Source organism: Streptomyces sp. PA03-1a (assembly GCF_033792805.1).
GTDB lineage: Bacteria > Actinomycetota > Actinomycetes > Streptomycetales > Streptomycetaceae > Actinacidiphila.
Window position 1 is genome coordinate 16,351 of the sequence record NZ_JARAVO010000043.1, and the last position, 13,848, is coordinate 30,198.

The 13,848-nt window shown below is 69.9% G+C and carries 10 protein-coding genes and 1 pseudogene; 9 read left to right on the forward strand and 2 right to left on the reverse strand.

All coding sequences use genetic code 11. The features are described from left to right. Positions 1-16: 16 nt before the first annotated feature. Positions 17-478 carry a hypothetical protein gene (locus tag PV341_RS12355; RefSeq protein WP_500357732.1) on the reverse strand — a complete coding sequence of 154 codons (462 nt, stop codon included), beginning with the start codon at positions 476-478 and terminating at the stop codon, positions 17-19. A gap of 11 nt (positions 479-489) precedes the next feature. Continuing rightward, complete coding sequence (locus PV341_RS12360) at positions 490-960, reverse strand: NUDIX hydrolase (RefSeq protein WP_500329778.1); 471 nt, start codon at positions 958-960, stop codon at positions 490-492. Positions 961-1,047: 87 nt separating this feature from the next. Between PV341_RS12360 and PV341_RS12365 the strand changes: the two genes are divergently transcribed. From PV341_RS12365 to PV341_RS12405, 9 genes and pseudogenes are all read left to right on the forward strand, one after another. Further along, positions 1,048-1,506 (forward strand): HD domain-containing protein, encoded by a 459-nt coding sequence (locus PV341_RS12365; protein WP_500357733.1) that lies wholly within the window; start codon positions 1,048-1,050, stop codon positions 1,504-1,506. Between the two features lie 364 nt (positions 1,507-1,870). Next, positions 1,871-1,945 carry a DUF6233 domain-containing protein gene (locus PV341_RS12370; RefSeq protein WP_500329840.1) on the forward strand — a complete coding sequence of 25 codons (75 nt, stop codon included), beginning with the start codon at positions 1,871-1,873 and terminating at the stop codon, positions 1,943-1,945. A 946-nt stretch (positions 1,946-2,891) separates the two neighbouring features. Beyond that, positions 2,892-3,437 carry a hypothetical protein gene (locus PV341_RS12375; RefSeq protein ID WP_500357749.1) on the forward strand — a complete coding sequence of 182 codons (546 nt, stop codon included), beginning with the start codon at positions 2,892-2,894 and terminating at the stop codon, positions 3,435-3,437. Continuing rightward, positions 3,407-4,825: a hypothetical protein gene (locus tag PV341_RS12380; protein WP_500357735.1), complete on the forward strand. Its 1,419-nt coding sequence runs from the start codon at positions 3,407-3,409 to the stop codon at positions 4,823-4,825. The genes PV341_RS12375 and PV341_RS12380 overlap by 31 nt, the downstream gene beginning before the upstream one ends. Further along, positions 4,822-6,273 (forward strand): VWA domain-containing protein, encoded by a 1,452-nt coding sequence (locus PV341_RS12385; RefSeq protein WP_500357736.1) that lies wholly within the window; start codon positions 4,822-4,824, stop codon positions 6,271-6,273. Before PV341_RS12380 ends, PV341_RS12385 begins: the two co-directional genes overlap by 4 nt. Before the next feature lie 79 nt (positions 6,274-6,352). After that, positions 6,353-7,471 carry an ATP-binding protein gene (locus PV341_RS12390; RefSeq protein ID WP_499514984.1) on the forward strand — a complete coding sequence of 373 codons (1,119 nt, stop codon included), beginning with the start codon at positions 6,353-6,355 and terminating at the stop codon, positions 7,469-7,471. Beyond that, positions 7,468-10,257: a DUF5682 family protein gene (locus PV341_RS12395; protein ID WP_500357738.1), complete on the forward strand. Its 2,790-nt coding sequence runs from the start codon at positions 7,468-7,470 to the stop codon at positions 10,255-10,257. The genes PV341_RS12390 and PV341_RS12395 overlap by 4 nt, the downstream gene beginning before the upstream one ends. Before the next feature lie 5 nt (positions 10,258-10,262). Then, positions 10,263-10,788: pseudogene (locus PV341_RS12400) on the forward strand (hypothetical protein). 458 nt (positions 10,789-11,246) lie between these two features. Then, the gene (locus PV341_RS12405) at positions 11,247-13,508 is read left to right on the forward strand and encodes a M4 family metallopeptidase (protein ID WP_500357740.1); all 2,262 of its coding nucleotides are present in this window, start codon (positions 11,247-11,249) and stop codon (positions 13,506-13,508) included. Positions 13,509-13,848 lie beyond the last annotated feature (340 nt).

A 13,848-nucleotide genomic window follows, 5' to 3' on the forward strand; every position in this document is an offset into this window, starting at 1 on the left:
CCGGTCGGAACAGTCCCTAGTGTCTCAGTGTCGCGAGGCTGCCTCGGTTGATCGCGATATGCGTGGCGAGGTCGTCCAGTGAGCACTCGATCTGAGCGTTCGCGATCGGCTTGAAGTCCGTGATGTCTGGCGCTGTCGCGCGGTAGTCCGAGGGGTCGATGCCCCATGCCTCGATGAGGCTCCAGCCGGCCTGGACGACTGCGGCATGCCCGTCTGTGGAGGAGACGCGAAGCCATGCTGTGCACTGGTCCGAGAAGTCGTAGGGCAGGTAGGCCGTGCCGCCTGCGCCCTTGAGCTCGTTGACCTGCTCTATCCACTGCTCTAGCAGGCGTGTCAGATTCGCGCCGAGGTGCCGCGACTTCAGCGTCAGGTAGTACGAGTCGCAGGTGTGACGGTGACCTCCGATGTGCAACCGGAGATCGTTGTGCCAGTGCTTTCCGAGCAAGTGCTCGAACCAGAGAGCAATCGAGGTCGGCATGAGGGAAGTCCCTAACGGGAGTTGGCGGCCAAGTGCCGTCCGTCGTGACTGCGGACATGGGGCCCGTTGCCGTCCAGTGCGTCGAGAAGCCGGACCGCGAAGACCTCGGACATGCGCTCTGCGACCTCGTCGGGCGTGAGCCAGTCGACGGCCGTGGACTCGTCCGAGGTGCGCTCGGTGCCGCCGGAGGGCTTGCAACGGAAGACCAGGGCAACGATGCCGCGGGCGGTGTTCTTGTAGACCCCGGTCAGCTTGTCCACCTCGACGTGGATGCCGGTCTCTTCCCGGACCTCGCGCCTGACGCCGTCCTCGGGTGCATCGTCCAGTTCCAGGACACCGCCCGGGAGCTCCCAAGCCCTGTTGTCGGCACGGCGGATCGCCAGGAGCCGGCCGTCCTCGCGCACCACGGCTCCGGCCACAGATACCGAGTGCAGTGGTGTCGTTGACGCTGATACCTGGGATGTACTCACCTGCTGAAGCATAGAGGGGCGAGGTTCTACTGCACCTTGATCAACTCATGGAGCTCCAGGGCTGTCGGGTGTCCAAGGTGCTCAGCTACCGTGCGGTTCATGCCTTCTGCGCTGGACACGCCCCAGGGAGCGGCCGAACTGGCCGAGTCGTTGTTGCCGCCGCTTGGGAACCGATGGCTGCATACGCAGGCCGTTGCAGCGCGTGCCCGCGAGGTGTCCGCGGCTGTGCCGGCGGGTGAGCGTGATCTCCTCGTGGCTGCCGCGTGGCTGCACGACATTGGCTACGCCCCGGAGCTACGAGACACGGGCTTTCACCCGGTCGACGGTGCACGGCACCTGGAAGCTCTGGGCGCTCCTGGACGGCTCGTGCGCTTGGTCGCCCATCACTCCGGGGCCGTCTATAAATTCGAGCAGTTCCACACGGAGCAGGCTGCGCCGTTCCCCTCCGACTGGGTCGTCCCAGGAGTAGTAGGTCCCTTCAATCTCGGTACTTGGCTCGGGAAGGATCGCGGCAATGAACAACGCCGCGGGCACCGTGGCGGGGGAGACGCCGTTTGAGTGGCGCAGGCAATCGAGGTCCTTGTCCATGACGCGCGCGTGGACGACGGGATCGGTACCGCGCAGGGCCGCCAGCGAAGCGGGTACGTCGCCTGCTGGACCCCACAGGTGCTCCAGACTGGCCCAGTCGGTGTCGTGGAGGATCGCTTCCGGCTTGGGCAGAGACCGCATCACCGCAGTCGTGGTGTGCTCTGGTTCGCTCGTCACCGGGACATGCTACGGAGGGCCATCAGACGGGGTTCAGGCGCTTGCCATCGTGGCTCCGCACATGGGGAGCCTCGCCGTCGAGGGCTTCGAGCAGTCGGACCGCGAAGTCACGCGATCGTGCATCAGCCCCCCCGTCAGCGGATCCAACGGGTAGGCGCTGGATGCGCTGCGGCAGCAGGTGCCGGCGTGCACGCACTGCCGGGCTGATACTGCGCTCGGCTTCACGAAGTAGGCGCAGGGCGGGCCGGGTGCCGCAGTCAAAGATGATCGCGTGGAGCCTCCTGTGAAATTTACCGAGAACCTATTGACTCGCGACATATTTTGTGAATGAGTGGTTATTAGGCCATAACACCGAAAAAGCCGCAAAGTCGATGAGGACGTCTAGTCGGCGGAGTGACTTGGACAGGATGTGGTTTAGGCCCCCAGCAAGCCGGCGCGATACCGAGGCGACAGTGACGACTGAGCTTCAGGACACGCGCAGTACTACTGGGGACTGTTTTACCGTCGGAGCCTTCGCGCGGGCCGAGCGCCGGTGCGAAGGCTCTGGTACGCCCACTCTCCCAGCGAAACCGATGAGCAGCAGGCCGTGACCCCTTCCTGCAGGCGAGACCTGCTCATCGACGATGTCGTGGCTTGTTGTGGAGGGCGCCGGCCGTCACGACCGGCACGCGGTCGTGACGGTGACGAGGCTGTGTTACCCGGGGCTCAGGTGCGGTTCGCCCGGCTCGCCTGCTCGGCTTGGGGGTGTGTCGGAGGTGGGCGCGGACACCGAGAGACAACGAGGGAGGGCGGGAGTCAGTCAGACTGGCTCCCGCCCTCTCGTGTCGGCATTCGCCCTGGTCAGCGGGTAAATCTAACGAGCGACCCGGCGAGTGCCCCCGGCAGGATTCGAACCTGCGCACACGCCTTCGGAGGCCGTGACCGCCGTCGACGCGCTGCGCGCCCGCGGCCGGCGCTTCGCCGCCCCGCTCCCGGAGCGCGGTGGGCTCGCCTTACCGCGGTGACGCGGTGTCCGCCGGGACGCCCGGTGGTCCTTCCGGCACGCCGACCGCCGGGAGGGCCGTGAAGCGGTGTTCTCGGAGGTCGCCCCGTGCCCTTCCCTGTGCCCCTGACCTGGGGCTGTGCAGAGCCATACGGCGTTGTCAGTGATCGCGGATATGTTCATTGACGTCCCGCCGATGTGGCGCGGAATACCCCCATGCTGCACAGGAGATGGCGCGTTGTCAGATTGGGAGAGGTCGAGCACGGCACGGGTGACGGCACCCGCGATGCCGCGCAAGCTCGCCAAGGTACCGTTCGTCGAACTGGCCGACGGACGCCTGCAGGGCGTGGTGTCCAGCGGCTCGGACATCGAGCGGGTCTACGTCTCGTCGGTCGCCGCGGGCAGCTACGCGTTCACCTGCAGCACCAACAACAACCGGCCCTGCGGCGGCGCACGCGGCGGCTTCTGCAACCACATACGGGCCCTCATCGTCGAGGCCGTGCTGCAGTACGGCGCCGAGCGCGTCGCCCGCTACATCAAGGCGGAGACCGCGGGCGGCGAGCCGGACGCGCAGGGCCTCACGGCCGCCATGACGAGCGCACGCCCGTCGCAGGGGGACAAGCAGGCCGCGGCGCCGGTCTTCAGCCGCTTCTTGCGCCACCTCGCCTACCTGGAGCTCGCCCCCACCACGGCCCCGCTGCCGGAGATGCAGTGGTTCCCGCCGACCAGGGCGGTGGCGTGATGCGCTACGACCTGCTCGCGGAAGCCCTCCCCGGGCTCGACGAGGCCCTGGCGGCCGTAGACGCCTTCGACCAGACGCTCGTCAGCGGACTGCTGCGTCCGCAGCCCGCCCAGACCGCCGGCCTCACGGAACTCGTCCACGCCGTCGCGGGGACCCCGCTGGCCACGAGGGTCGCCGAAGCGGCCGAGAAGGCGGCGGCCGGAGCCGCGAGCGAGGATCACCTCGTCGTGCTCGCCGCCGCCCGCACCGCGCTGCTCGGCTCCGTCCACGACGCGCTGACAGCCCGGATCCAGGAGGCGACCGGCCGGTCCCGCGCCGAGGAGGGCGCCCCGGAGCCCGAGGGCGGCCAGGCGCCGAACCTGCTGGCCGCCGCCCGGTCCTGGCTGTCCGACCTGGCCCGCTCCGGCTGGCAGGGCATCGACCACGACCTTGTGTCCGGCGCCGCGCAGATCGTCTCCGCGATGCTGCCCGACCCGGCACTGCGCCGTCTGGCCACACTCCTCGACGGCTTCGCCGCCGAACTCGCCGCCTCGTGCCCCGGGGCCACCATGGAACGGTTCCCCGTACGCCGCTGGGCCGACCTGTGGTCGCGCGGGATGCTGCTGACGCTGCCCGGCGCGGCCGGTGCGCCCGCCACCGGGACGGCGACCGGCCGGCTGCTGCCCCTCGGCGTCGACCTCCAGGAGCACGCGACCGCCGTACAGGCCCAGGTCCACGCCGTGCTCGAACCCGCGGACGGCACGACGCCCCGCCTGGTGCGCGCGAGCGTGTCCGCGCCCAAGCCCGACTCCGTCGTCGGCGCCGGGCTCTGGCAGCTGCTCCGCCCGCACATGTCGCTGCTGGCCGCCGTCAGCGAGGGCCGCTCCATGGACCTTGCCGGCATGCCGGTCACCGCCGAGGGCGATCTGCTCTGGAACGACGCGCACGCCCAAGCGGGAAAGCCCGCCGACGCCTTCGCCGCCGCCCGCGTCGTGCTGCCCACCGCCGCCGACCCGGTCGTCGCGCCCCTGGACCGCCACCCGGCGCGCATCGCCGTACCGGTGTTCGTGGAGGGCTACGCCGCCGGGCTCGAGGACGGCGTGGTGACGTTCACCGTCGCCGGGCAGTCCCTCGCCGTCGAGACCGACCGCGTTCCGGCCGCCGGGCCGCTCACCCCCGAGGCGGTCGCGGCATCGGGCGCCTGCATCGCTCTCCTCCGCTGGGACGAGGGGACGTACCGGGTCCAGCCGCTGGCCGTCGAGACGACGGTGCGGAAGAAGGCCGTCGCCGTCCACGCCGGGGCCTGGGCGGGTGGCACGACCGACAAGAACGGCGTCAAGGCCGAGAAGGCCGCCACCGACGCCGTGGACGTGCTGCGGGAACGCGCCGGAAGGCTGCTGCGGAAATGACCGAACAGACCACCGGGCACACCGACGGCCCCGACGGGCCGCCCGTCGCCGACCCGCACGACAACCGCCGCCAGGTCCTGTACTGGCGCCTGCTGGCCCGACTCTTCGACCCCGAGGAACAGGCCACCCTGGAAGCGGCGAGCCTCGCCGTCGTCGAGGACATCGACCTGCCGCCCGCGCTGCTGGACCCGCAGACCTCCGTCGACTCCATCGTGCAGCGCCACCCGGAGCTGGCCTCCGAACTCGACGGCCTGATGACCCCCGAACCCGAACCCGAGGACGGCGCACGCGACCGGGCCGCCGAAGTCCGCCGCGCCGCACTGGTGTCGAAGGTGCTGCTCAACGTCTTCGCCTCCGGCTCCGGCACGGTCACCGCCGGGCAGCTGGCGCGCTGGCAGTCCGACGCGGGCTGGCTGGAGCGCGCGCTCGGCTGCCGCCCCGGCGAGCTGCGGGGCGGTCGTGGAGGTGGCGGTGCCGGGGGACGGGCGGCAGGACCCGGCGTCAGCCCGACCGGCACCGGCGGTGGGGGCACCACCCCCGACCTCAGCCGGCTGATCCCGGCGATCGGCCCCGAACTCGGATCCATCGAGGCCGACCTCGTCAAGCGGATGCACCTGCGCGAAGTCCTGGCCGACCCCAAACTCGCCGCACAACTGACCCCGAGCATGTCCCTGATCGAGCAGCTCCTGCGGGACAAGAACAACCTCTCGGGCGTCGCACTGGCCAACGCCAAGTCCCTGATCCGCCGCTTCGTCGACGAGGTCGCCGAAGTGCTGCGCACGCAGGTCGAGAAGGCGTCGGTCGGCGCGATCGACCGCTCCATCCCGCCCAAGCGGGTGTTCCGCAACCTCGACCTCGACCGCACGATCTGGAAGAACCTCACCAACTGGAGCCCGGAGGAGCAGCGGCTCTACGTCGACCGCCTCTACTACCGGCACACCGCCCGCAAGACGACACCCCAGCGGCTGATCGTCGTCGTGGACCAGTCGGGTTCGATGGTCGACTCGATGGTGAACTGCACCATCCTGGCCTCGATCTTCGCCGGGCTGCCGAAGGTGGACGTCCACCTCATCGCGTACGACACGCAGGCGCTCGACCTCACGCCCTGGGTCCACGACCCCTTCGAGACCCTGCTGCGCACCCAGCTCGGCGGCGGCACCGACGGCACGGTCGCCATGGCGCTCGCGCAGCCGAAGGTCGCCGAGCCCCGCAACACCGTCGTCGTGTGGATCTCCGACTTCTACGAATGGCGGACGGAGCCGCTGTTCGAGAGCATGGCCGCTCTCCACCGCTCGGGGGTCAAGTTCATCCCCGTCGGCTCGGTGACCAGCTCCGGCCGCGGCAGCGTCAACCCGTGGTTCCGGGAGCGGTTCAAGGACCTCGGCACTCCGGTGCTCTCCGGTCACATACGCAAGCTCGTCCACGAGCTGAAGACGTTCCTCGCCTGAGCGCCCCCAGGCAGTCCAAGGCACCACGAAGCACCCAAGACAACCCGAGCAGCACCCCACCATGCCCGAAAGGCCCCTCATGTCCGACCTGTTGCGCGCCCCCGCCGAGACCAAGTACGCCGAGGAACTGGACTGGCTGGAGTCGGTCGACGACAACCCCAAGCCCTTCTCCTGGCGCCTGTCGCCCAAGATGGTCCGCCTGTTCATCCTGGGCTCCGAGCCCTCCGACGGCCTGGACCGTGAGATCGCACAGAAGTGGTTCGGCGACCGCAGCTTCGTCGAGCGCTCCATCGTCACCCTCGCCTCCGACCGCGGCCTGCTGCTCATCGGCGACCCCGGCACCGGCAAGAGCTGGCTCGCCGAGCTGCTCTCCGCCGCGATCTCCCGCAACTCCACCCTCGTTGTCCAGGGCACGGCCGGCACCACCGAGGACCACATCAAGTACTCCTGGAACGTGTCCATGGTCATCGCCAAGGGCCAGTCACGGGAGTCGATGATCCCCTCGCCGATCATGACCGCGATGGAGACCGGCGCCATCGGCCGCTTCGAGGAGCTCACCCGCTCCACCAGCGACGTCCAGGACGCGCTGATCTCCATCCTCTCCGAGAAGTACATCTCCGTCCCCGAACTGGACGGCGACAGCGACAACATCGTCTTCGCCAAGCCCGGCTTCTCGATCATCGCCACCGCCAACAGCCGCGACCGCGGGGTCAACGACCTGTCCTCCGCGCTCAAGCGCCGCTTCAACTTCGTCCGCATCCCCGTCGTGACGAACAAGAAGAGCGAGGCGGAGATCGTGCGCTTCCGCACCGAGGAGCTGCTGCGTCGCCACCAGATAGAGCTGGACGTGCCGCCGACCTTGCTCGACGTGCTGCTGCAGAGCTTCGCCGACCTGCGCGCCTCGGCCGCCGCGGCCGGCAGCGACGACGAGAAGCTGGAGTCCGCCCTCTCCACCGCCGAGCAGATCGGCGTGCTGGAGGACTCCATCCTGCACAGCAACTTCTTCGGTGAGCGGGCCCTGACCGCCCGCGCCCTCGCGTCCTCTCTCGTCGGTTCGCTGGCCCGGCGCGAGCCCGAGGACCTGGCGATTCTCAACAAGTACCTGCACGGGGTCGTCGAGCCGCGCAGCAAGGACGAGGGCGGCGCCTGGCCCGAGTTCCTGGAGGGCGGCCGCGACGCGATCGCCACGCTGTCATGAGCGGTACCCACGAGGGCACCTTCGAGGCGCTGCGCAGTCAGCTCCGCGAAGCCGCCACGACGTTCGCCGACGGGCCCGACGCCCTGGAGGGCATCCTCCTCGGCATGGTCGACGACGTCGACCGCGCGGTGCGCGAGCCGATGGAGGTCTTCCCCGTCTGCCACCACTCGCCCGCCTCGGCCGTCGCCATGGCACGCCGCCTGCGCGAGAAGCAGCCCAAGGTCGTGTACCTGGAGCTGTGCGAGGACATGACACCGCTGCTGACCGAGCTGCGCAACTGCCGGCTGCCGGTCGCGGTCCAGGCGTACGCGAGCGAGGCCGACGGCTTCCCCGCCGACTGGGCCCCGCTGTCGGTGGTCGCCCCGATCACCGAGGCCTCGGCGGAGTACCAGGCCATCGCCTACGCCCTGGACACCCCGGGCGTGGAACTCGTCCTGGTCGACCGCTCCTCCGACCACGTCTTCCAGTGGGACGCCCGCGCCGAGCAGCCAGCCGGACCGGACGACCCGGACGCGCCGCCCGCCGAGGAGGAGGCCGCGCTGCACGGCGACGCGGTCGGCGTCGAGATAGGCGACCTGCGGCCGCGCTTCGCCGAACTGGAGGAGCACCTGCTGCGCCACGGCCGCGTGCGGCACTGGTCGGAGTGGTGGCACCAGTACGTCGAGCTGCCGCTCGGCGACGCCGACCACGACACCTACCGCCAGGTCATGTTCCTCATTGGCAGCCTCTTCCGGCGCCTCGCCCCCGGCGACCCGCACCGGGTGCGCGTGGACGAGGACCGCGAGCGCCACATGTGGACCCGGATGCGTGAGCACCTGTCCGCCACCGCCACCGACCCGGCGGACTGCCTCTACGTCTGCGGCGCCTTCCACGCAGCCAGCCGCGTCGCCGAGTTCGGCGTGGACGGCGCCGACACCTTTGAGATCACCCCGCGCACCGCCACCAAGTGGCTGCACGGCCTGATCCCGTCCAGCCACGCGGCGATCGAGGCGCAGTTCGGCCTCGCCGCGGGCTCGGTGTCGATCGCCGCGACGCAGTGGACGAAGAACCTCAAGCGCACCCGCGTCAAGCCGTACCGCCTGACGGGACAGGCAGGCACGAAGAAGACGACGCCCGCCAAGGCCCCGGCACCCGCCCCTCAGGCTGTGGCCGCCGACCAGCTGACCGGCTTCCTGCAGCGCCCGCCCGCCCTGGACCAACTGGACGAGGCCGAACTGCTCGGCTGGTCGGTGGAGATCGTGCGCGCCGCCCGCCGTAACGGCTACCTCGCCTCGACCGCCGACGCCATCGCCGTGTTCGAGACGTCGATCCTGCTGGCCGGGATGCGCGACCGGGCCAAGCCCACGCCGTACGACTTCCAGGACGCGGCCGTCACCTGCATCGAGAAGGACGCGGTGCCCGGCCGGCGCGACGTACGCCGGATCGTCGAGATCATGATGGGCGGCGACCGCATCGGCCAGGTCGGCTACGACGCCCTGCCGCCCCTCGCCCGCGACGTCCACGACCGGCTCGCACCCCTGGGCCTCAAGCTCCAGCAACGCGGCGTGCAGCGCGCCCTGCTCGACATCGCCGGCCGGCCGGAACTCGGCCCGTGCTCCGACGTCCTGTGGATGCTCCGCCGCCTGATGCCCGAGGGCACCGCCCGGCCCATCATGGGGGAGCGGAAGCTCGGCGAGCGCCCGATCCAGGAGTCCTGGGACCTGGCCCTCGGCACCCACCAGCGCGCGCTGATCGAGCTCGGGTACGAGGGCGTCAGCATCGAGCAGGTCCTGGAACAACGCCTGCGCCGCCGCGCCTACGACCCGAGGGCCACCGCGGCGACCGTCCTGGAAGCCGTCGAGGACGCCACCCTCTACCTGAACAGCCGCCGCCTCGCCGACGAACTCGGCACCCGCGCCCTGGAAGTACTGTCGGCCGAGCGCACTGTCGACGGCGCCCCGGAGGTGCTGCACCGCGTCCGCCGTCTCCTCTCCTACTACCGCACCAGTGAACCGGCGCTGCCGTCGTGGATCGAGTCCTTCACCAAGGCCGGCTACGCGCACTACTGCACCCTGCTGCCGACCGCGTTCACCGACGACGACGCCACCGTCCGCCAGGTGGCGGCCATGCTGGGCTTCCTGTTCAGCATGGAGACCCTGGCCCTGTCACTGGGCTGCGACCGCACCCAGCTGGAACTGGCCGTCGCGCAGTCCCACCCCCAGGACCCGTCGAAGACGGCCCTGCTGTGGGCAGCCCAGGTCCACCTCGGAACCCTGACCCGCGCCGAACTGCGTGCCAAGTGCGACGACCTGCTCGCCAACCCCCTGGTGGTCCCCGCCTACCCCCGCTACCTCAGCGGCCTCCTGCACGCCCTGGAGCCGGTCCCGGGCCTCGCCGACGTCGTCGTTGAGGCCGTCTCCAACGCCTTCGCCCGCCTGCCCGACCAGGTCCTCCTCCCGTGGCTCCCCACCCTGATCATGAGCCTCCGCGCGGGCGGCACGGAGCTGGCCCCCCTCCTCATCCGCGAAGCGGGCCGCATCTTCCCCGGCCGCCTCGCGGCCCTGGACGAGTGGGTCCCCCCGTGGCGCGCGGCCCAACCGACGCCGCCGGCCCTGACCCCTGCCCACCAGTCCCCCATCGGCGTGAGCCTCCTCGCTGCCCACCCGGCAACCACCGACGCACTGGCCCACCTCCTGGGCTGCAACGACCCTTGGGCGACGCCAGAACCCGAGCTGGCCGGCGCGGCACTGCTCGACCGTTACCCGGAGACGGCTGAGGCACTGGGGGCGCTGCTGGCCGGGGCGTGACCACGGTGTGGCCTGGCGAGCGGGCAGGCCTCGTCGCCGGGCGCCACCGCACTCCAGCGGAGACCGGACGGCTGCGCCTGGCCCGCCGCCTCGTGGCCGACGGCTGGCCGCGTCGCCGGGCCACCGAACGCTTCGAGGTCTCACCCACCACCGCCCAACGCCGGGCCCACCGCTCCAGCCGGCCCCTCCACGGCCCTCGCCGGACCCCGGCCCGCAGCATCCCCGACGGCGGCGGACGCAGGATCCACGGCAGGACCAGGGCGGCCGCAACAGCTCCGTACACCGCGACCCCGCCCGGCCCCGCACCCGCCACGGCCGCCCCAACCTCGGCTGCGGGGGCACCTCCCGGCGGGACGAGTGGGCCTGCGCTCGCCCCTGCCAGTCAGAAGCCGAACGCCGAGAGGCGTTCCCGCAGTGACTCCACACCTACAATCACCCCGCGGACACACCACGCTGCATGGGCAACCACCCGCCGGCCGCGTCCCCGACCTCACAGGGCGATACAGCTTGCCGGCGAGAATCGTCGGTTAGGTGCGTCAGTGTTCCCAGTGCGGCCATGCCGGCCGCCAATGCTGCTCGGGCCGTTGTGGACACCCCCACCGCGCCGCGGTGCGCGCGAGGAGGGTTGACATCAGTGGTGCCTCATGAGCGCGGGTAGGGACTCAGCGCCACCACTGACCACCGAGCAGAGCTCAAATTCATGACAAATCCCCGCGCCGGCAAGGTGGCAGTGGCAGACGGTGCATGTCGGCGTTGAGACATGTCGCGGTTACGACACCTGAGGTCAGTGACACGTGTCGCTCTGGTGGCCTATTTCTGAGGGATGCACCCCAACGGTGTCACAAGGTGTTTCAACACGCTGTGACCGCCCTCGACGCAGCAACCCCGTATATCCCCACCAAACCGCCAGTTCTGACCGGGCAGCACCAAGACCCACTGCTCGGATTGTCACCGGCCGCCATCGAGCGGTCGCCGCAGTAGGAGTCCGAGTGAGACGATCACGCCGCAGCACAGTCACCGCCGGCGCACTCATAGCCAGTGCTGCGCTGCTCGCTGTCGCCGCGTCATCCGGCAGCGCGACGGCCGGCACGCCCCAGGCGCACGCCAACCCCGTCCGGGTCCAGCCCCGAGCGGGCGCGCTTCCTGTCCAGCTCTCGACCTCGGAGCAGGCGAAGCTCCTGAAGGCTGCCCAGGCGGACCGTGCAGCCACTGCCCGGTCGCTGCACCTGGGAGCCCGGGAGCAGTTGATCGCCAAGTCGGTCCTCAAGGACGCCGACGGCTCCGTGCACACCCGTTACGAGCGCACCTTCGCGGGCCTGCCGGTCCTCGGCGGCGACCTGGTCGTGCACACGGCGGCTGACGGAACCTCGAAGGGGGTCGACAAGGCCGTCAACGCGACCATCAGCGTGCCGAGCACCACCGCGACCCGGTCCGCCGATTCGGCCAAGACCTTCGCGATCGGCCGCGCCAAGGCCGAGGGCGGCACCAGCCCGGCCGTCACCACCTCCCGCAAGGTGGTCTGGGCGGCTTCCGGCGCGCCGGCCCTGGCCTGGGAGTCCGTCGTCGGCGGACTGCAGGACGACGGTACTCCGAGCCGGCTGCATGTCATCACGGATGCGAGGACCGGTGCCAAGCTCTTCGAGTACCAGGGGATCGAGACCGGCGTCGGCAACAGCCAGTACAGCGGCAAGGTCACCATCGGGACCACACTGTCCGGCTCGACGTACAGCATGACCGACAACATTCGTGGCGGACACTCGACGTACGACCTGAACCGCGGAACCGACGGCACCGGCACCCTGTTCACCAACGCCACGGACACCTGGGGCGACGGCCTGCCGTCCAACGCCCAGACCGCCGGTGTGGACGCCGCCTACGGTGCCCAGGTCACCTGGGACTTCTACAAGCTCGTGATGGGCCGCAACGGCATCCGCAACGACGGAGTCGCCGCCTACTCACGCACCCACTACGGCGACGACTACTTCAACGCGTTCTGGGACAACGACTGCTTCTGCATGACCTACGGTGACGGCCCCCACAACAGCCACCCGCTGACCACGCTGGACGTCGCCGGCCACGAGATGAGCCACGGCGTCACTGCCGCCACCGCGGGTCTGATCTATAGCGGCGAGTCCGGCGGCCTCAACGAGGCGACCTCCGACATCTTCGGCACTTCGGTCGAGTTCTACGCGAACAACGCCGGCGACGTCGGCGACTACCTCATCGGCGAGAAGATCGACGTTCAGGGTGACGGCAGCCCGCTGCGCTACATGGACAAGCCCTCGCGGGACGGCGCATCGGTCGACAACTGGTATGCCGGCCTCAAGAACCTCGACGTCCATTACTCGTCCGGCCCGGCGAACCACTTCTTCTACCTGCTGTCCGAGGGCAGCGGTGCGAAGGTGATCAACGGCGTCGGCTACAACAGCCCCACCGCCAACGGCCGCCCGGTCCCCGGCATCGGCCGGGACAACGCCGCCAAGCTCTGGTACAAGGCCCTGACCGAGCGTTTCACCTCCACCACCGACTACTCGGGCGCCCGCGCCGGAACCCTGCAGGCTGCCGCTGACCTGTGGGGCGCCAGCAGCGCCACCTACAACACGGTCGCCGACACCTGGGCCGCCATCGGCGTCGCAGGCCGCGTCACGGTCACCAAGCCGGTCGACCAGAACACGGTCGTCAACACCGCCTCGAGCCTGCAGATCGAGGCCGGCACCAACAACCCCGGAGCGCTGACCTACTCGGCCACCGGTCTACCGGCCGGCCTGTCGATCAACGCGAGCACCGGTCTGATCTCCGGCACACCGACCAGCGTGGGCCTCAGCAATGTGACAGTCACGGTCAAGGACTCCTTCAACCTCACCGGATCGGCGACGTTCGGCTGGGGTGTCTCCACCGTCGGCGGCAACATCTTCCAGAACACCACCGACGTGGCCATCCCGGACGCCGGCGCCGCCGTGTACTCCACCGTCAACATCACCGGTCGCGCAGGCCATGCGCCGAGCACGTTGCAGATCGACGTCAACATCGTCCACCCCTACCGCGGTGACGTGGCCATCGACCTGGTGGCCCCGGACGGCACTCTGTACCGGCTGAAGAGGTCCGACGGCTTCGACTCGGCCGCCAACGTCGTCGCCACCTACACCGTCAACGCCTCCAGCGAGACCGCCAACGGCACCTGGAAACTGAAGGTCCAGGACGCGTACCGCCACGACAGCGGTTACATCAACAGCTGGAAGCTCACCTTCTGACCGCCGTTCCTCGCGGTCGGATCAGAGCCTCTTGGTCACAGTCCCACTCAACGAGGTCCACCCTGCCATGGCGAACCTCGTCGCGCCGGGCTCGCTCCGGCTCCTTGACGCCAGATCACTGGGGACCTCGTGCGCACCCCGTTCGCGAGACGGCGTGGTCTGAGCCGGAGCAGTCGATCCGCAGCCGCGCGTTCGGCCCACCACCACGGGCGTTCGCGGCCGCGCTGACAGCGCGGCGGCGCACAGGCCACTTGTCTCGCCATGGAGACATGTCGTAGTTGCGACACCCGAGTCAGTAACGCTGGCTACTTCGACAGTCAATTCATTCGAAAGTTCTTAC